Source organism: Polyangium fumosum (assembly GCF_005144585.1).
GTDB lineage: Bacteria > Myxococcota_A > Polyangia > Polyangiales > Polyangiaceae > Polyangium > Polyangium fumosum.
The window spans coordinates 34,815-53,384 of record NZ_SSMQ01000063.1 but is presented as its reverse complement, the minus strand read 5'-3'; the positions used below and the strand labels follow the sequence as shown (position 1 = coordinate 53,384).

The window sequence follows — 18,570 nt, the reverse complement described above, 5'->3', positions numbered from 1 at the left end:
CAAATACATCACGGCGAAAGGCCCGCGCCCAGCGAAAACGGGCAATTCACGTAGACGGGCCCCGAATACCCCGCGTCGACCCGCGCCCGGAGGACGCTGCATTGGCCCGGCGTGACCGGGACGAACACGGTATGCCCCGGCGCCTCCCGCGTGAGGACGGCGCCGTTCGCGTAAAAGCGGATCTCCTCGCCCTGGGCGCGCACCTCGACCATCGTCGCGTCGCGGATCACGCTCCCGGGCGGCAGCCACGCGCCGCCCGCGGCGCGCACCTCGAACGAGCACGCCGCCGGATCCCGCACGCAGACGCGCCCCGCGACGATGCCCTCGCGCACGCCCTTCGCCGAGCGCTCCTCCGCGAGCACGAACGTCGCCGCCCGCAAATGGCCGCTATGGCTGTCCGAGCCCCCGACCGGCACGAGGGGCCGCGCGCGCAGCGGGACCTCCTGATCGAGCCGCGCGAGCGTCGCCTCCAGCGTGCTCATGGAGTCCCCGAGCAGGAAGCGATCCCGGAGCTCCGTCACCGCGAGGTTGTACACCTCGAACGCCTGCGCGGTCCGGTCGAGATCGACGATCTCGGCCGGATACGGCCCCGGCGCGGTGAACGGGCGCCACGAGAGGTTCGCCCGCGCCATTCGAATGATCGAGTCGACCGGCGTGAGCAGCGGGTGGTTGACGACGAGCAAGCCGCCGCGCCGCAGATACGCCTGGAAAAACCGCGCCGGCTCCTCGACGGCGGCGGGCGCGGAGACCTCCGCGAGCACCACGCCGAGGTCCGCGAACGAGGCGCCGATGTGGCCATACCGATGATCGGTGTACTCGAAGCCCACGATGAAGATCGGCTCCCCCTCCCCGCGCGGCACGGCGCGTTCGAGCGCCGCGAGCTCTTCGCGCACCTCCTCGCGCAGCCGATCGTTCTGGAAGAACCGCGCCGGCACGTGGGGCGTGAGCACCACGAAATCGAGCCCCTCGGCGCGGGCGAGCTCCACCGTCTCCTCCATGCCGCGGCTCACGTGCCGGGGCGAATCGGGAGGACTCACGTGGCAATGCATGTCCCCGCCGAGGATCCGATAAGGGCTCTTCGCCGCGGGGAGGACCGCCGCGGCGACATCGGGCCGGGCCGGCCGGTGGGCGCTCGACATGCCGGCGTCGAGCAGGTGATGCGAGATCGAACGGCCGCAGCCGGCGAGGAGCGTCAGGGCGAGGAAGAGGGCCGTCGTCTCGGGCGCGCGTGTCACGGGGTTCTCCTTGTCATGGCCGGGCTTGGACGGCGCGGCAAGCGCGGAGCTTGGGCGCCGGATCGGCAAACGAGGACCCTGGAGCCTGGGCAAACCTCGGAGAGACGGAAAGAGGCGCGAAAGGGAGCTTTCTCGTCGAATCACGGCCCTTCGACGAAGTCCTGCCTGCGCACCGGACCCCGCAACGCTGCAGGCTCGGGCCTGCACCCGAGCACATTTTCTACGCCGAAAACCGCGGCGTCGGGCCCATTCGCGAAAAAACCGCGGGCCGGCGGGCCGAGCTGGGCTGGCCCGGGGCGTGCTTGAAGAAACGGCATGATCGCGCTCCTCCTCAGCTTTGCATGGGACGTCCTCCCCCGTCGGCCCGCTCTCCAGGAATCCCCGCGCCTCGCCGAGGCGGGCGAGCGCGTCGAGCGCGTCGTGACGGAGGCGTACATCACGCAGGTCGTGGCGATGCAGGACGCCGCCGCGCGCAACCTGCTCATCACCCAGGCCTACGGCGATCTCTCGCTCGAAATCGCGGACCTCCTCGGCAGCGGCGCGGGGATCAACTGGTGCACGATGGCCGCCTGGGCCTCGCGCCGCGCCGGACAGTCCATTCGCGGCGAGGATCTCCCGGGACAACACTACGTCGCCCGCGCCGCGGCGCGTGTCCCGGGCGCGCGGTTCCTCGTCGATACCATGCGCGACGTCTCGCGGGAGGTCGGCGAGGGCAACCGCGAGGTGTTCCTGGAAGTCGCGCCGGCCTTCGCTGGCTTCGCGCGCGCCTTCCGCGAAGGAGACGAGGCCCTCGCCGCTTTTTTCGCCTCGTTCACGAAAGGCCCGCCGGATCGAGGTGGACAGGACATCCTGCGCCGCGCCTTCGAATGTTACCTCGAAGCCGCCCGCGCGCCCGCGGGCAAACGCAAAGCCGAGCTGCTCTACGCGGCGAACCTGTACGTCGCGCTGCAGGAGCAGACGCGCCTGCAAGGCCGGATCGCGGCGGCGATGCCCGGCGGCCCGACCACACGCGCGCTCGTCACGAAGGCGATGCTGGAGCTCGAGCTCGGCGGCGGCACGGCGATCCATCGGCTCGGCGCGGATCTGCCGGATGGGCCTTTTGGCGAGCACCTCGAAGCGCTCGAAGACCCGGAGCTCGTCACGTTCGTCCTGCGCTTCGACGCCGACATCGCGTCGACGTGCGGCAGCCGCGCCGAGCGCTGGGACGCGCTCGCCGATCGCATGCGCTTCATCGTGGAGCTGTTTCGATTGCACGGGAGCGACGCGTCGCTCTTCGAAGAACCCCTCAGCGCCGCGGAGTGGCTCGCGCTCACCGGCCGCGTGCGGCCGCGGCGCCCGTTTTCGTCCCGGCCCCCCCGCTGACGTTCATTTCGACGGCGTAGAACCGTCGCCGATCCGCGCCGCGATGCGCCCCATCGCGTGCTCCAGCGCGAGCAAGGCCTGGGTGCGATCGACCGTCGCCCGCGTGACGCGCAGGCGCGAGGTGCGAAGCGAGTCTTCGGCTTGTTGCACCTGGAGCGGCGTCGACGCGCCGAGCGCGAAGCGCGCGCGCTCGGCTTCGAGTTGCCGCTCGGCGATGGCCACCGTCTGCGCCGCCGCCGCGCGCCGGGCCTCCGCGGATTCGAGCTGCGCGACGAGGCGGAGCGCGAGGATGCGGATCCGGCTGCGCGCCGATTCGAGCTGGTTCTTCGAGATCTGCGCGTTGATGCGCGCATTCTCGACCTCCGCCGATTCCCGCGCGGTCGTGAGCGGCGCCTCGAAGACGAACCCTACATACCCGCCGACGGCGCCGAACGTCCCGATCTGCGCGAACGCCGGCGCGATGCTGCCATTGCCGAGGCCACGGAGCTCCACGTAGCCCTCCACGTCGAGCCGCGGTCGATACGCGTCGCCCGCCACCTGCGCGCGCGACTCGGCCGAGGCGACGCGCGCCTCGAGCTCCTTGAGCTCCGGCGAGAGCGAGGTGAGCGCCTTCTCCACCTCCGCCACGGTCGGCACCGGCGGGCTGTCGGGGCTGCCGGCCGCGCGCAGGCGCACGTTCGGATCGATGACGGCGAGGATCTGCGCGAGCTCGAGCCCCCGCTGAAGCTCGGACAGCTCCGCCGACGTGACCGACTCGCCGAGCGTCGCGATGCGCGTCTCGTACGAGAGGACGTCGACGGCCGCGAGCGCGCCCCTCTCGCGCCGCTGATCGGCCGCGTCCCGCTCGACCTTCGCGAAGTCTCGCGCGGCCTGCTCGATGCCGAGCGAGCGCGACGCATACCAGAGCTCCCAGTACGCGGTCAGCGCGTCACGCACAACCTCGCTCGCCACACGCTCGCGCCCCTCGTGCGCCGCAGCGCGATCGAGCTCCGCGGCCCGGAGCCCGGCCTCGCCCATCCGCGTCCCCGCGCCGCGGAGGATGGGCTGCGTGAGCGAGAGCCGCGTCGACATCGAATACCCCACGCCCGCCGCGCCCGCCGTGACGAGCTCACCGACGGGGTTCGACGTCGAGCTGCGGCTGCTCTGGACCGAGAGCGACATCACCGTGCCGGTCGCGAAATCCTTCCGCAGCGCCGCGTTCAGCGAGAAGACGTCACGCTCGCCGACCGAGACCTGGCCATCCCGCCCGAGCGCGGGCGACGCGCTGTGCGTGTATCCCCCGTTCGCCGTGAGCACGAACGGATACCGCACCTCCTGCGCCCGCACCAAGATCGCCGCTTGTTTCTCCGAGAGAATGGCCGAAGCGACGTCGGGGTTGTGCCGGAGCACGAGCAGGATGACGTCGTTCTCCGTGATCTCGTGGACCACGGGCGAGCCCGGCCGGCTCGACGCGCTCGGCGTCTGCTGGGCGAACGCGTCCGCGGAGGAGAGGGCGAGCGCGAGCGAACACACGGCGACGCACCATTTCGACGTTCTATTCATGACGCAATGCCTCGATGGGGTTGAGGCGCGCCGCCTTGCGCGCCGGCAGATAGCCGAAGATGACGCCGACGGCCGCGGAGAACGCGAAGGCCCCGGCCACCGTGCCCGGCGAGATGACGAAGGGGAGCGAGAGGCTCTGCGTCGCCGCGTACGAGAGCGAGAGCCCGAAGAGGATCCCGAGGATCCCGCCGAGGAGCGCGAGCACCACCGCCTCCACGAGGAACTGCAGGAGCACCTCGCTCGCGAGCGCCCCGATCGCGAGCCGCGTCCCCACCTCGCGCGTCCGCTCGGTGACGCTCACCAGCATGATGTTCATGATGCCGATGCCGCCGACGAGCAGGCTCACGGCCGCGATGCCGCCGAGCAGGCCCGTCATCGACGCCGTGACGCTGCTCATCGTATCGGCGATCTCCTGCATGTTGCGCACGTTGAAATCGTCGACGCCGCCGGGCTGGATGCGCCGCCGCTCGCGCAGGAGGTCCTCGACCTGCGCCTGCACCGAGCTCGTCATCTGCGCGTTCTCCACCTGCAGATACACCGAGCTGATGTTGTTGTTGCCCGCGATGCGCCGCTGGAACGCGCGGAGCGGCATGAGCACGACGTCGTCCTGATCGCCGCCCATCGCCGCCTGCCCCTTCGACGCGAGCACGCCCACGACGAGGCAGGACACCTGCTTCACGCGGATGCGCTGGCCCATGGGCATCGCCCCGGCAAACAGGTTGTCCCGGACCGTCTTTCCGATGATGCACACCGGGGTGCCCGAGGCGGCCTCGACCTCGGAGAAACTCCGCCCGAGCTCGACCTTGTAGCCGCGGACCTCGAAATACCCATCGTCGACGCCGATCACGCTCGTCGGCCAGTTCTGGTTGCCGACGACCACCGTCGTGCTCGATTGCGCCGTCGGGGACAGGGCCTTGATCCCGGTCACCTCGCGCTCGATCGCCTCGACGTCTTCCTTTTGGAAAGGATTGCCCGCCGTGCGCTCCGGCCCGCGCCGCGCCGCGCCGGGCGAGACGACGAGCATGTTCTCGCCGAGCGCGCCGACGTCGCTGCGCACCTTTTGCGTCGCGCCCTCGCCGATCGTCACCATGGCGATGACCGCGCCGACGCCGATCATGATGCCCAGCATCGTCAAGAACGAACGAAGCGCGTTTTTCCGCACCTCGCGCACCGACATGACCAAGGTCGCCCAGAGCATCAGCCATTCCCCGAGATGATTTTGCCGTCACGAAACACGATGGTCCGCGTCCCGTATTCGGCCATGTCCGGCTCGTGCGTCACCATGACCACGGTGATGCCGTGCTCGCGGTTCAACTGGACCATGAGCTCCATGATCTCGGCCTTGCGCGCGGTATCGAGGTTGCCGGTCGGCTCGTCCGCGAGGAGCAAGGACGGCTCGGTCACGAGCGCCCGCGCAATGGCGACGCGCTGCTGCTGACCGCCCGAGAGCTTCGCGCTCGTATGCCCCGCGCGCGACGAGAGGCCCACGAGATCGAGCGCCCGGAGCGCCCTCTTCTTCCGCTCCTCCGCCGGCACGCGCCGGTAGACGAGCGGCAATTCCACGTTCTCGAGCGCCGTCGTCCGCGCGAGCAGGTTGAACCCCTGGAAGACGAACCCGATGAAATGGCGCCGGAGCAGCGCGCGCTGGTCCTGATCGAGGTCGCAGACGTTGACGCCGCGGAAGAGGTACGCGCCGGACGTGGGGACGTCGAGACAACCGATCATGTTCATGGCGGTCGATTTGCCCGAGCCGGAGGACCCCATGATGCTCACGAACTCCCCGCGCTCGATGCGCATGTCGACGCCGTCGAGCGCGCGCACCTCGGACTCGCCCTCGCCGTAGATCTTCTCGACGCGCCGGAACTCGACGATCGGAGAGGGCGCGTCCGCGCGAGGCGGCTCAGCCACGCGGCGCCTCGGTCATGCTCACCACGATGTCGGTCCCCTCGGAGATCTCCTCCGAGCGGACCTCCGTGCGAATGCCGTCCGTCGCGCCGACCTCCACTTTCACCCGGCGAGGCTCACCGCCCGTCGGCAGCCAGAGCGCCGGCTCACGTGGCGCGCCCGTGCCCGTGCCCGTCGGGCGCTTTTGCTGCCCCATCCCCGGCCGGCCCCCCGTCGGCAAGAACTGGTTCACCGAGATGCCCTGCTGCTGCGTGCTCGTCGTCTTCCGGTTCGGGTTGAACCGCAAGGCCGCATTCGCGACGAGCAGCACGTTCTTGCGCTCGTCGACCACGACCGTCGCCGTCGCCGTCATCCCGGGCCGGAGCAATCCTTTCGTGTTGTCGACCGAGAGCCACGCCTCGTACGTGACCACGGTCGTCCCCGTCGTTGGCATGTTCTTCACGGCGAGCACCTTCGACACGAACGATTGCTGCGCGTACGCGTCGACCGTGAAGCTCGCCTCCTGCCCCTCTTTCACCGAGCCCACGTCGGCCTCGTCGACCTGCACGTTGAGCTGGAGCTGACCGAGGTCCGCCGCGAGCACGAAGAGCACCGGCGTCTGCATGCCCGAGGTCACGGTCTGGCCCGGCTCGACCGCGCGGTTCAGCACGACCCCGTCGATCGGCGAGCGAATGACCGCCTTCGAAAGGTTCGTCTTCGCGACCTTGAGCGACGCCTGTGCGAGCGTCACCTGCGAGGACGACGACGCCACCTGCGCCTCGGCGCGCTTGTAGTTCGCCTGCGCGGTCTCGACGTCCTGCGCCGGCGCGAGCCCCTGCGCCAGCATCCCCTCGGCCCGCGTGAGCTTCAGCTTGTTCTCGCTCGCCGTGGTGCGCGCGTTCATGAGCGAGGCGTTCGCCGAGGCGAGCTGCGCCGTCGCCTCCTCGATCCGGGCCGTGTATTGCTCGGTGTCGATCTCCGCGAGGATCTGGCCCTTCGTCACCTTGTCGTTGAAATTGACGTGGACTTCGAGGACGCGGCCCGTGATCTCCGCGCCGACCTCCACGGTGTTCCGCGCCTTCAGCGTGCCGGTGGCGGTGACGGTCACCCGGAGGTCGCCGCGCTCGACCTTCTGCGACTGGTACTTCGTGCCTTCCGCGGCGGCGGCGGTCTTCTTCTTCCACATGTAGAAGCCGCCCCCGCCGCCGGCGACGAGGACGGCGGCGAGCAGCACCCACGGCAGCCGCCGCCGTTTGCCCCGCGCGACGACCTGGAGGACCTCGGGATCCCCGCCGGTCGGCTCGTTGGTTCGAGGAGATGTCATGATCGTTCCCCTTGGACGGTGCCCGAGGCGGGCTCCCTACGCGGGGACGTGGCGATCGCCGGAGGGCGAGGCGCCCCCCCCGTGGAAAGGCGTCAGCCTGCCGCCACCTTGATGAGCTGTTTGCCGGTGTTCGCCCCGGTGAAGAGGCGCCGGAGCGCGGCCGGCGCGTTCTCGAGGCCCTCCACGACGTCGACGCGATCCTTGATGCGCCCTTCGGCTGCCCACCGCGCGAGGTCGCCGATGGCTTCGCCGAACCGCGCGGCGTAGTCGCTCACGAGGAAGCCCTCCATGCGGCCGCGCTTCATGACGAGGTTCATGAGGTTCCTCGGCCCGGTCGAGCCCGTCGCATTGTTGTAGTCGCCGATCGAGCCGCAGAGCACGACCCGCCCGCGCATGGCGAGGTGCGAGAGCGCGGCCTCCAGGATGGACCCGCCGACGTTGTCGAAATACACGTCGATGCCGTTCGGGCAGAGCTCGCCCAGCCGCTTGGCGACGTCCTCGGACTTGTAATCGATCACCGCGTCGAACCCGAGATCGTCCTTGAGCCACGCGCACTTCTGCGGGCCGCCCGCGATGCCCACGACCCGGCACCCCTTGATCTTCGCGATCTGCCCCACTGCATTGCCCGTCGCGCCCGCCGCGCCCGAGACGACGACGGTCTCCCCTTCCTTCGGTTGCCCCACGTCGAGCAGCCCGAAATATGCGGTGAGCCCCGTCAGCCCGAAGAGCGAGACCGCCATCGTCGGCGACACGCCCTCCGGCAGCTTCCGCGGGCCGCGGATCGAGGGCTCGATCACGGCGTGGGTTTGCCACCCCGTCATCCCGAACACGAGATCCCCCGGCGAGAAGCCGGGCAGGCTCGAACGGAGCACACGCGCGACGCCGCCCGCGCGCACCACCTCGCCGATCGCCACGGCCGGCAGGTACGAGTCACGCTCGATCCAGATCCGCTGCGTCGGATCCACCGAGAGATACAACGTCTCGACGAGGATCTGCCCCGGCCCGAGCTCGGCCGGCAAAGGCTCCTCGTGCCAGGTGAAATCGCTGTCTTTGATCATCCCCTCGGGGCGCGCGGCGAGCCGCCAGGAACGGTTCACTTCAGTCATCGTCAACTCCTCTCGCGGCGCACCCTATCCGGCCGGGGCGCCCCGAGCAACCGTCCGCGCGCCGCCCCTTCCCTCTTTCGGAATCCCCCCTATGCTGCGCCCCATGCGGCCCCTGCCCGGACTCCCCCTGCCCTCGGCCTTCACCCTCGTGCCGTATCTCTACCGCCCGTTCCCCTTCCTCGAGGCCATGGCCAAGCGGTACCCGGACGTCTTCACGATGCGCTTTCCGGCCAATCCCAAGCCCGCCGTGGTCTTCCACCACCCCGACGCCGCGAAGGAGATTTTTGCCCTTGGCCCGGACGACGCGCATGCGGGGCAGGTCAACGCGGTGCTCGGGCCGATCCTCGGAAAAGCCTCGCTCCTCCTGCTCGACGGCAAAGAGCACCTGCGCCAGCGAAAGCTGCTCATGCCGCCCTTGCACGGCGAGCGCATGTCGTCCTATGGCGCGCGCATGATCGCCCTCACCGAGGCCTCGATCGCCGGCTGGCCCGCGCGCGAGCGTTTCCCGGTGCACGAGCGCCTGCAGGCGATCACGCTCGACGTCATCTTGCGCGTCGTCTTCGGCATCGGCGAGGGCGAGCTTTTCCACCGATTGCGCGAGCGGCTCGTGGAGATCCTCGAGCTCGCGACGAACCCGATCTTCCTCGTGCCCCTGTTCCAGCGGGACCTCGGCCCCCTCACGCGCTGGAACAGCCTGGTCCGGGCCCTCCACGAGGCCGACGAAATGCTCTACGCGGAGATCCGACGCCGCCGGACCTCGGGCGAGCGCGGGGACGACATCCTCTCACTCCTGCTCGACGCGCGCGACGAGGCGGGCGAGCCCATGAGCGACGGCGAGCTGCGCGACGAGCTCATGACGCTGCTCGTCGCCGGCCACGAGACCACGGCCACCGCGCTCTCCTGGGGGCTGCGGTGGATCCTCGCCTCGAAGAGCCTGGTCGCGCGCCTCGTGCGCGAGCTCGAAACGGAGGGCGCGCTGCCGGATCTCGCGCCCGAGCGGATTGCCCGCTGCGCGCTGCTCGACGCGACGGCGCGGGAGACGTTGCGCTTGCAGCCTGTGGTGCCGATGGTCGGCCGCCTCCTCCAGCGGCCCATGCGCATCGGCGGGCATGATCTCGAAGCCGGCACGCCCGCGCTCGTCTCGATTTACCTCATTCACCGAAGGCCCGACCTCTACCCGGATCCGACGCGCTTCGATCCCGACCGCTTTTTGCGCCAGCGATTCGCGCCCCACGAGTGGCTCCCCTTCGGCGGCGGCATTCGCCGCTGCATTGGGATGGCCTTCGCGCTTTATGAGATGAAGATGATCCTCGCCACGATCCTCGCGCGCGCGGAGCTGCGTTTGCCGCTCTTCGGCAAGGTGCACGAGGTCCGTCGCGGGGTGACGATCGCGCCTTCTCGTGGAATGCCGCTCGTCATGGAGCGGCGCGGCTCAAGCCGGGTCCACGAGCAAGAAGATCGCTCGTAGCAAAGCATTGGGGATGGCGAGCGAGAGATACGCGACGAAGAGCTTCAGGGCGAGGCCGTGTTTCTTCGTGGTGAGCCACTTTGCCCCGATGCGGAGCAGGCACGTGAGAAACCCCCCGCTGCCTGCGGCCACGACCAGGCCGAATGCGGGATCCGGCCATCTCATGAAATCGGACAGGGATGCCAGATACTCGCTCGGCGTCCCCGCGGGTTCTGCCAGCCACAGCAGCACGGAGGCGAGGATGCAGAACAGCGTCGTGACGACGCTGAGGAGGGGGAACGTCGCCAGGACGAGGAGCACGCGCGCGTGATCGACCTCGAGGGGTCCGCTCGCCCTGCGCCCCGCGCGATGGAGGAGGACGGCCGCCGTGAGGGATACGGCAAGCACGGCGCTTGCGGGGCCGATCCCGCGAAGCACGGCGACGCATACGATTCCCGGGGCGTTTCTCTGCGCATTGAAGACGCTCAGCGCGTTGGCGGACTGGAGATACACCACGCTGCCCATGACCAGCCCGACCACGGCGCCGACCGGGAAAGAGAACCTCACGATCCTATCGTAGGGCGAGATCACGTCGGGGAGGGGCGCGACGGGCGGCGACGCGACAGGCGGCGCGTACGCTTGGCCGAGGTCGAGTTGGTCGTCCATGTCTCTCGCCGCGCACCCTACGCGACAGGTTTGTCGGGGTCAAGCTCCACGGCGTTCGCCGCCGCGTTCTCCGCAGCGAGTTTTTTGATCTCGGCGAGCTCCTCGGGCGTCCACGCTCGCAGTTTCTGGAGGAACGCGTCGAAGTCGCTGGCGACGAAGTAGGCTTCCCAGCTCGCGTAGTAGTCGAGAAAGTACACGTGGCCTCGATCCTCCCCCTTGGTGACGATGCAGTAGATGTCTCCGCTCGAATCGTCGGCGATGGGGAGCCAATCCTCGGCGAAGGCACCGTCGAGCGTCTCCTTGTTCCACAAGAGATCGCCGCACTTGCGCTCCGTTCCCACGCCGAAGATCTCCCTGACGCTCGCGCCCCCGAAGGGAGCACCGGCGATGTCGAGGATGTCCGGCTCTGGCCGGCCTCCATTGTATTCCTGCAAGAACCGGCGATAGGGCTCGGGCAGGCGCGCGCCGAGCTTCTCCTCCAGCTCCTGGAGGGACTGCTCGCTCAGGGGTTCTCCGCGGTCGTGGATCTGCATGTCATGGTCTCCTTTGATTTGCGACCCCGCCGGTATGGCCCGTGGCCTTGTGGATATCTGTGGGCACGAGCTGCATCGTCTTCCCATCCTGATGATGATGCCACGTATGGTCTTTCGGCGTCACGTCGATTCCCGCTGCGTCGTTTGCCAGCTTTTCGTCCTTAGGCCGTTTCCCCGTCTGGGCGATCTTTACCTCCTTTTTTACGACCCCGGCAGCCTTGAAATCGGGATACCCCTCGGCATCGAAGGGCACGCCGGTCTCGGGGTGTTTCTTGCCCGCGAGGTGACCGTTCCGGATCGTCGCCGTCCTCGCCTGCCCCGCCGCGCCGTTCGGCCCCGTGACCGGCTTCGTCGTCGTCGTGACCGTCGTCCCGCTGGGCGGCGCCGCTGCCTTCGGCGGGATCGCGGCCGGCGGACCCGGCAGCTTCGGCCGCCGCAAGAACCCGCCCGGTCCGCCCGCAGCGCTCGGCAGGAACACCGGCATGCTCCGGAGCCTCTGCTGGGCGACCCGCAGCACCCTCGCCCCCGCGGTCTCCAGGGCCGCCGCTCCCCCGGAGGCGACCATCAACAAGGTGTCCGCCAGGGCGTTCACGATCGCGAATTTCAGCTCGGCGTCCGCCCAGCCTCGCCCATACCCCTTGAGGAAGCCCTCCCAGGCGATCGTGGCGAGCCGCTCGTCGTCGTATGTCGGCAGGTCGGGGATTGCATCGAGTTGTTTGGCGAGACTGGTCCGGATGTCTTCGAAGACTTGGGCATCAGGTTTGTCCCGAATGTCATAATCGAAGTTTCCTAAATACGTGACGTCGATGGAGTCCTTCACTCCAGCCGCCTTGCCGAGCGTCGCCCCCCACGCGCGCCCGATCCGCTCCCCCGTGCGCCTCGCCTCCTCCTCGGCGTCCCTCCGCGCCAGGTTGACTTTCTGTTCCTCGTATGTACTCCCGGGCGGAGGCGGCGGACACGGCGCGCTCATCCCCGGCGCGGGCGCAGGCGTGGGCGCCGTTTGCCCGAGGTAACGCTGATCCGGAGGCCTATTGCGAGGCCTCTCGCAGGGCCGTATCGCCGACGTCCGCGTCTCGATTCGGACCGTCGTACGCTTGGCCGGCGTGGCTTCCGGCTCTTTCGCCGCAATCTTCTCCGGAGGCGGCGGTGGCGGCGGCGGCTTGTCGCAGGGCAGATCCTGGTACGCGAGCCCGAGGAGCCTCCGGCTCTCCGGCGGCGCGTGGGGATCATGGATAAAGACGGCCTTGACCGAAGGGTTTTCCAGGAGCTTTTCGAGCGGCTCGAATGCCGGTCGATGCACCCCGTCCCCGATCTCGTACCAGGCGCGCGCATGCGGGCCGACGCGGGGATGACGCCGGCAGACGCGAAACACGCTCTTTCCGTGTAGCTCCTGCGCCCAAGCCTCCGTCGGCACGCGCGCCGCGCCGCACCCGAGGAGCCCTACCGAAACGCCAAAAGCGACGAGCCCCAGCAGCCCGCACCGAAAGAACCGCAGAGCGGCGCCCACGAGCATCCGCGCGGCACCAGTGATCCACGGGCGAGGGTTCCACGAGGGTGCGAGCACACGACGCGACGTCATGCCCATGCCCACCAGGACAGGTCACGGCGGCCCCCCCTGTCAACGGCGGGCCCTCCGCACCCGACCGAACCCAACCGCGCCCACCCCGGGGAAGCCTCCCCACGAACATGTCCGCGCCGCGCTCCTCCCCGGAGACCCCTCCTCCCCGCGCGGCTCCGCGCGAAGACGCGCTCCTCCCCGAAGCCTCCCGCCCCCGTTCTGCTCCTGACACCTGTCCCCTTCACACCTTCCCCGCATGCCTTGTACGGTCGCACCCCACGATCGGAACCGCACCATGGCCATCGACGAGCCCCTCGACGACATCGACGAGGAGCTTCGCCCTACCGAGATGACCTTGAGATGGGATCGACCTGAACGAAGCGGGGCGCGAAGGTGACGCCCGGGGGGCCGGCGGCGGCGACGCGACGGGCGGCGCGTACGCCGGACCGAGGTCGAGCGGGCCGGCCATGTCTCTCGCCGCGCACCCTACGCGACGGGTTTGTCGGGGTCAACGGCCGCCGTGTTCGCCGCCGCGAGCTTCTCGATCTCGGCCAGCTCTTCGGGCCTAACGAGTCGAAGTCACGGCTCGTCCGCACTCAGTCGCCGAATGTCCCCCATCCATTGGAGTCCCCCCCCACCTCGGCTCCCAGTTCATCGAGCTCCTGCTGCGCGGCAACGACCGCTTCGTAGGTGGGAACCATCCGTTTGGTGCAATAGCAGGTCCATTCCTCTGCCTCTTCGTCGAACTCGATCGACGGAGTATAGCCACGCTTCGTCACCAACCGCGCCAATTCCTCGCCCGCAGCTTGATCCGGAACAGATACGACGAAGTCGATATTCATCGGCTCCGACATGTCGCATCGGTCCGCCAGGCGACGCAGGGCAGCGCCATCGGCATCGTTGGGATAACCCATCATTTCTCCTGTCACAGCGTTTGCCGCCGCTTCCCCCAGGCAACCCTCCTCGTACTCGAGAACCCCGGCAGCTTCCTGTTCCTCCAAGAACTTGCGCACGGCATTGTAAGGAACCGTCGGCGGAATATCAACGGCAACGAGTCGAGCCAGGTCCAACTCGGACGCGCACCCCATTTGTCGAAAGTGCTCTCGCACAGCAGGAACATTCGCTTCGTCTTCGAACAACAAGCGGACAGTGCTGTGACCAGACGCCGTCACCAACCCGGAAGAACGCAACATGCCACCTTCATCGGGAGTGGCCGCCACGATGTCGTTGCATGCCACGCCTCGGGCGTAGAACGGGATATTGTCTATCCTGTACCCATTTGATACGGGAATGGCCCACAGGCTCTCGATGTCGACAGTCCCGTCCTCGTTTTCGACATCGAATAGAATTTTAACATGCTCAGGCCGACGTTCATGGCTCATAACGTATCGCGTTTCTCCAGATTGCAGTCGCGGCACAGGATCTGACCATTGGACGGATCACCGTCGCCGCCTTTGCTTCGAGGAATCTTGTGGTCGCGATGTCGCTCGTTTCCTGGCGGGCGGACACCGCGTTGTGACTTCTGAGCGGGTACGGCTGGGGAACCGCAGGTCTCGCACACGTTCACGCCTCCATGTCGCGCGGCGTTGGCCGCGTCGAGCTCCGCCTTCCCCTTTGCTGTGAATGGCTTACCAGCTCTCGGCCCGCCAGCACTCCCCGCCGCGCCGTTCGGCCCCGTGACCGGCTTCGTCGTCGTCGTGACCGTCGTCCCGCTGGGCGGCGCCGCTGCCTTCGGCGGGATCGCGGCCGGCGGACCCGGCAGCCTCGGCCTTCGCAGAAACCCGCCCGGTCCGCCCGCAGCGCTCGGCAGGAACACCGGCATGCTCCGGAGCCTCTGCTGAGCCGCCCGCAGCGCCCGCACCCCTGCGGTCTCCAGGGCCCCTGCTCCCGCCGTGGCAAGCGTCAAAAGGGTATCCGCCAGGGCGTTCACGATGGCGTACTTGGCCTCGGCATCCGCCCAGCCTTTTCCATACCCCTTGAGGAAGCCCTCCCAGGCGATCTTGGCGAGCTGCTCGTCGTCATACGTCGGCAGATCCGGGATTGCATTCAGTTGTCTGGCCACATCGGCCCGCATCTTGTCGGCGCCTGCAGGGTTGTTCCAAAGCGCTACGTCGAAGGGGCGCCCCCCGCCTGGACTGCGGTTGAGCGAGCTCGCTGCTTCCGCCGCCCCGCCAAGCGTCGCCCCCCACGCACGCCCGATCCGCTCCCCCGTGCGCCTCGCCTCCTCCTCGGCGTCCCTCCGCGCCAGGTTGACTCTCTGTTCCTCGTATGTATTCCCGGGCGGAGGCGGCGGACACGGCGCGCTCATCCCCGGCGCGGGCGCAGGCGTGGGCGCCGTTTGCCCGAGGTAACGCTGATCCGGAGGCCTATTGCGAGGCCTCTCGCAGGGCCTTATCGCCGACGTCCGCGTCTCGATTCGGACGGTCGTACGCCTGGCCGGCGCGGCATCCGGCTCTTTCGCCGCAATCTTCTCCGGAGGCGGCGGTGGCGGTGGTGGCGGCGGCTTATCGCAGGGCAGATCCTGGTACGCGAGCCCGAGGAGCCTCCGGCTCTCGGGCGACGCGTGGGGGTCATGGATGAAGACGGCCTTGACCGAAGGGTTTTCCAGGAGCTTTTCGAGCGGCTCGAATGCCGGTCGATGCACCCCGTCCCCGATCTCGTACCAGGTGCGCGCATGCGCGCCGACGCGGGGATGACGCCGGCAGACGCGAAACACGCTCTTGCCGTGTCGCTCCTGCGCCCAAGCCTCCGTCGGCACGCGCGCCGCGCCGCACCCGAGGAGCCCTACCGAAACACCAAAAGCGACGAGCCCCAGCAGCCCGCGCCGAAAGAACCGCAGAGCGGCGCCCACGAGCATCCGCGCGGCACCGGTGATCCACGGGCGAGGGTTCCACGAGGGTGCGAGCCCGCGACGCGACGTCATGCCCATGCCCACCAGGACAGGTCACGGCGGCCCCCCCTGTCAACGGCGGGCCCTCCGCAGCCGACCGAACCCAACCGCGCCCACCCCGGGGAAGCCTCCCCACGAACATGTCCGCGCCGCGCTCCTCCCCGGAGACCCCTCCCCCGCCGAGGATCCGCGCTGCACTTCTTCGCGGGGACCCCTCCGCCGCCCGCCCCTCGCCGACAAAATCCCGCGGGGAGCCCCTCTCCCCCTGACCTCCCCGCCGGGAAATTCCCGCGGGGACCCCTCCCCGCGCGGCGCGCCTCGCCCGAAACCTCGCGTCGACGCCTCCCCGCGCGGCTCCACGCGAAGACGCGCTCCTCCCCGAAGCCTCCCGCCCCCGTTCTGCTCCTGACCCCTGTCCCCTTCACACCTTCCCCGCATGCCTTGTACGGTCGCACCCCATGATCGGACCACGCACCATGGCCATCGACGAGCCCTTCGCGGCCCTGCGCGCCGAGCTCCGCAAGCACAAGGTCGAGGAAGACGCCCTCCTCGACGGGATCGCCTTCGCCAAGGCGCTCATGGTGGCCGCCGACGATGTCCTCGATCTCCTCGTCGACGAGACGAAGAAGGCCGTGCTCGCGCGGATCAAGGCGGAGATGGGATCGACCTGAACGAAGCGGGGCGCGAAGGTGACGCCCGGGGGGCCGGCGGCGGCGACACGACGGGCGGCGCGTACGCCGGACCGAGGTCGAGCGGGCCTGCCATGTCTCTGCCGCGAATCCTACTCGACAGGTTTGTCGAGGTCAACGACCACCGCGGTCGCCGCTCCCGCCTCGATGAGGGCGAGCTCCTCGGGCGTCAGCGGGCGCAACTTCTGGAGGAAGGCGTCGAAGTCGCTGGCGACGAAATAGGGCTCCCAGCTCGCATAGTAGTCGAAAAAGTACACGCGTCCTCGCTGCTCCCCCTTGGTGACGATGCCGTAGAGATCTCCGCTCGAATCACACGCGATTGCGAGAACATCATCGCCCAAGCTGGCCCTCCGCTCCTCCAAGAGCCAGAGAAGCTCGTATGTTTCGTAGTCTTTTCCCACGCCGAAGAACTCCCTGACGCCTACGGTCCCGAAGGGGGCTCCGGCGATGTCGAGTACGTCCGGCTCTGGCCTGCCGCCATTGTACTCTTGCAGGAAGCGGCGATAGGGCGCGGGCAGGCGCACGCCGAGTTTCTCCTCCAGCTCCTGGAGGGACTGCTCACTCAGAGGTTCTCCGCGGTCGTGGATCTGCATGTCATCGTCTCCTTTGATTTGCGACTCCCCCGGTGTGTCCCGTTTTCCCGTGAATATCGCTGGGCACGAGCTGCATCGTCGTCCCGTCCTGATGATGGTGCCACGTATGGTCTTTCGTCGTCGTCGCATCGATTCCCGCTGCCTTGTTTGCCAGCCGGTCATCCACCTCCCTGTTCCCCGTCTGGTTGATCTTCACCTCCTTTTTCACGACGCCCGCTGCCTTGAAATCAGGATACCCCTCGGCATCAAAGGGCACGCCGGTCTTGGGGTGCTTCTTGCCCGCGAGGTGCATGTTCCGGATCTTTGGCGTCCTCGCCTGCCCTGCGGCCACGCCGTTTGGGCTCGACACGGGCTTCGTCGTCGTCGTGACCGTCGTCCCACTTGGCGGCGCCGTTGCCTTCGACGGGCTCGCGGCCGGCGGGCTCGGCAGCTTCGGCCGTCGCAGAAACCCGCCCGGTCCGCCCGCCGCGCTCGGCAGGAACACCGGCATGCTCCGGAGCCTCTGCTGAGCCGCCCGCAGCGCCCTCGTCCCCGCGGTCTCCAGGCTCGCCGTTCCCATCGTGGCGATCGTCAATGCCGTATCCGCCAGGGCGTTCAGGATCGCGAACTTCAGCTCGGCATCCGCCCAGCCTCTGCCATACCCCTTGAGGAATGCCTCCCACGCGATCGTGGCGAGCCCCTCGTCGTCGTACGTCGGCAGGTCCGGGATTGCATTCAACTGTTTGGCAAGTTTGACCTGGATCTCCTCCAGGAATGCGGGGTTGCTTCTAGCCAAATAGTCGAAGTGTGGCGCCCCGCCGAGACTGAAGCCGTCGAAGGTGGCCTTCGTTCCATCCGCCCCGCCAAGCGTCGCCCCCCATTCGCGCCCAATCCGCTCCCCCGTGCGCCTCGCCTCCTCCTCGGCGTCCCTCCGCGCCAGGTTGACTTTCTGTTCCTCGTATGTATTCCCGGGCGGAGGCGGCGGACACGGCGCGCTCATCCCCGGCGCGGGCGCAGGCGTGGGCGCCGTTTGCCCGAGGAGACGCGGATCGGGTGGCCTATTGCGCGGCCTCTCGCAGGGCCGTATCGCCGACGTCCGCGTCTCGATTCGGACGGTCGTACGCCTGGCCGGCGCGGCATCCGGCTCTTTCGCCGCAATCTTCTCCGGAGGCGCCGGAGGCGGCGGCGGCTTGTCGCAGGGCAGATCCTGGTACGCGAGCCCCAAAAGCCGCCGGCTCTCCGGCGGCGCGTGGGGGTCATGGAGGAAGACCGCCTTGACCGAAGGGTTTTCCAGGAGCTTTTCGAGCGGCTCGAATGCCGGTCGATGCACCCCGTCCCCGATCTCGTACCAGGCGCGCGCATGCGGGCCGACGCGGGGATGACGCCGGCAGACGCGAAACACGCTCTTTCCGTGCAGCTCCTGCGCCCAAGCCTCGGTATGCATGCGCGCCGCGCCGCACCCGAGGAGCCCTACCGAAACACCAAAAGCGACGAGCCCCAGCAGCCCGCGCCAAAAGAACCGCAGAGCCCCGAGCATCCACAGACGCAGATGCAACGACGAAACGAACACGCGGCGCGAAGTCATGGCGACGCCACGCTAGAAGATAGAGTGCAAGCCCACAAGGCTGCCGGCGTACGCTCCACGATCGACGACCCCGTCGACGTCCCCTCCCCGTGAAAACGGCGCTCGGCGCGCTCCGAAAGGTGTCTGCAACGCGTGCAAACGGCACGACCTACGTCGGAGACCCGTCTGCAACGCGTG

16 protein-coding genes are annotated in these 18,570 nt (G+C 68.6%); 3 read left to right on the top strand and 13 right to left on the bottom strand.

What is annotated here, in order from left to right:
* Nucleotides 1-8: 8 nt before the first annotated feature.
* Nucleotides 9-1,235, bottom strand: a complete 1,227-nt coding sequence (locus tag E8A74_RS40030; protein WP_136934383.1) for a CehA/McbA family metallohydrolase domain-containing protein — start codon at nucleotides 1,233-1,235, stop codon at nucleotides 9-11.
* 315 nt (nucleotides 1,236-1,550) lie between these two features.
* Here E8A74_RS40030 and E8A74_RS40025 point away from each other — a divergent pair, with 315 nt between their 5' ends.
* A complete protein-coding gene (locus E8A74_RS40025) occupies nucleotides 1,551-2,597 on the top strand; it encodes a hypothetical protein (protein WP_136934382.1) in 1,047 nt (348 codons plus the stop codon).
* Between the two features lie 3 nt (nucleotides 2,598-2,600).
* Here E8A74_RS40025 and E8A74_RS40020 read toward each other — a convergent pair whose 3' ends face one another.
* The 5 genes from E8A74_RS40020 to E8A74_RS40000 form a co-directional block, all read right to left on the bottom strand.
* A complete protein-coding gene (locus tag E8A74_RS40020; protein ID WP_136934381.1) occupies nucleotides 2,601-4,139 on the bottom strand; it encodes a TolC family protein in 1,539 nt (512 codons plus the stop codon).
* The gene (locus E8A74_RS40015; RefSeq protein WP_136934380.1) at nucleotides 4,132-5,337 is read right to left on the bottom strand and encodes an ABC transporter permease; all 1,206 of its coding nucleotides are present in this window, start codon (nucleotides 5,335-5,337) and stop codon (nucleotides 4,132-4,134) included. Before E8A74_RS40015 ends, E8A74_RS40020 begins: the two co-directional genes overlap by 8 nt.
* On the bottom strand, nucleotides 5,337-6,047 hold the full coding sequence (locus E8A74_RS40010; RefSeq protein WP_232379958.1) for an ABC transporter ATP-binding protein: 711 nt from the start codon (nucleotides 6,045-6,047) through the stop codon (nucleotides 5,337-5,339). Before E8A74_RS40010 ends, E8A74_RS40015 begins: the two co-directional genes overlap by 1 nt.
* Nucleotides 6,040-7,347 carry an efflux RND transporter periplasmic adaptor subunit gene (locus E8A74_RS40005; RefSeq protein WP_136934379.1) on the bottom strand — a complete coding sequence of 436 codons (1,308 nt, stop codon included), beginning with the start codon at nucleotides 7,345-7,347 and terminating at the stop codon, nucleotides 6,040-6,042. The genes E8A74_RS40010 and E8A74_RS40005 overlap by 8 nt, the downstream gene beginning before the upstream one ends.
* A 92-nt stretch (nucleotides 7,348-7,439) precedes the next feature.
* The gene (locus E8A74_RS40000) at nucleotides 7,440-8,453 is read right to left on the bottom strand and encodes an NADP-dependent oxidoreductase (protein ID WP_136934378.1); all 1,014 of its coding nucleotides are present in this window, start codon (nucleotides 8,451-8,453) and stop codon (nucleotides 7,440-7,442) included.
* A gap of 103 nt (nucleotides 8,454-8,556) precedes the next feature.
* Between E8A74_RS40000 and E8A74_RS39995 the strand changes: the two genes are divergently transcribed.
* Entirely contained in the window at nucleotides 8,557-9,921 is a 1,365-nt protein-coding gene (locus E8A74_RS39995) for a cytochrome P450 (RefSeq protein ID WP_170229727.1), read from the top strand.
* Here the strand turns inward: E8A74_RS39995 and E8A74_RS39990 are convergent.
* The 5 genes from E8A74_RS39990 to E8A74_RS39970 all read right to left on the bottom strand — a co-directional run bounded on the left by E8A74_RS39990 (nucleotide 9,886) and on the right by E8A74_RS39970 (nucleotide 15,580).
* Nucleotides 9,886-10,566: an ABC transporter permease gene (locus E8A74_RS39990; protein WP_136934376.1), complete on the bottom strand. Its 681-nt coding sequence runs from the start codon at nucleotides 10,564-10,566 to the stop codon at nucleotides 9,886-9,888. The two genes, E8A74_RS39995 and E8A74_RS39990, sit on opposite strands and share 36 nt — an antisense overlap.
* A gap of 17 nt (nucleotides 10,567-10,583) precedes the next feature.
* On the bottom strand, nucleotides 10,584-11,099 hold the full coding sequence (locus E8A74_RS39985) for an SMI1/KNR4 family protein (RefSeq protein WP_170229726.1): 516 nt from the start codon (nucleotides 11,097-11,099) through the stop codon (nucleotides 10,584-10,586).
* Between the two features lies 1 nt (nucleotide 11,100).
* On the bottom strand, nucleotides 11,101-12,678 hold the full coding sequence (locus E8A74_RS55165) for an HNH endonuclease (RefSeq protein ID WP_232379957.1): 1,578 nt from the start codon (nucleotides 12,676-12,678) through the stop codon (nucleotides 11,101-11,103).
* A gap of 575 nt (nucleotides 12,679-13,253) precedes the next feature.
* On the bottom strand, nucleotides 13,254-14,039 hold the full coding sequence (locus E8A74_RS39975) for a DUF4265 domain-containing protein (RefSeq protein ID WP_136934374.1): 786 nt from the start codon (nucleotides 14,037-14,039) through the stop codon (nucleotides 13,254-13,256).
* Complete coding sequence (locus tag E8A74_RS39970; protein ID WP_170229725.1) at nucleotides 14,036-15,580, bottom strand: HNH endonuclease; 1,545 nt, start codon at nucleotides 15,578-15,580, stop codon at nucleotides 14,036-14,038. Before E8A74_RS39970 ends, E8A74_RS39975 begins: the two co-directional genes overlap by 4 nt.
* A 443-nt stretch (nucleotides 15,581-16,023) precedes the next feature.
* On the opposite strand from E8A74_RS39970, the gene E8A74_RS39965 reads away from it, so the two are divergent.
* Entirely contained in the window at nucleotides 16,024-16,218 is a 195-nt protein-coding gene (locus E8A74_RS39965; protein ID WP_170229724.1) for a hypothetical protein, read from the top strand.
* 110 nt (nucleotides 16,219-16,328) lie between these two features.
* Here the strand turns inward: E8A74_RS39965 and E8A74_RS39960 are convergent, their stop codons facing one another.
* Together E8A74_RS39960 and E8A74_RS39955 are read right to left on the bottom strand one after the other, a co-directional pair.
* The gene (locus E8A74_RS39960) at nucleotides 16,329-16,829 is read right to left on the bottom strand and encodes an SMI1/KNR4 family protein (protein WP_170229723.1); all 501 of its coding nucleotides are present in this window, start codon (nucleotides 16,827-16,829) and stop codon (nucleotides 16,329-16,331) included.
* A gap of 1 nt (nucleotide 16,830) precedes the next feature.
* Nucleotides 16,831-18,393: an HNH endonuclease gene (locus tag E8A74_RS39955; protein WP_136934370.1), complete on the bottom strand. Its 1,563-nt coding sequence runs from the start codon at nucleotides 18,391-18,393 to the stop codon at nucleotides 16,831-16,833.
* Nucleotides 18,394-18,570 lie beyond the last annotated feature (177 nt).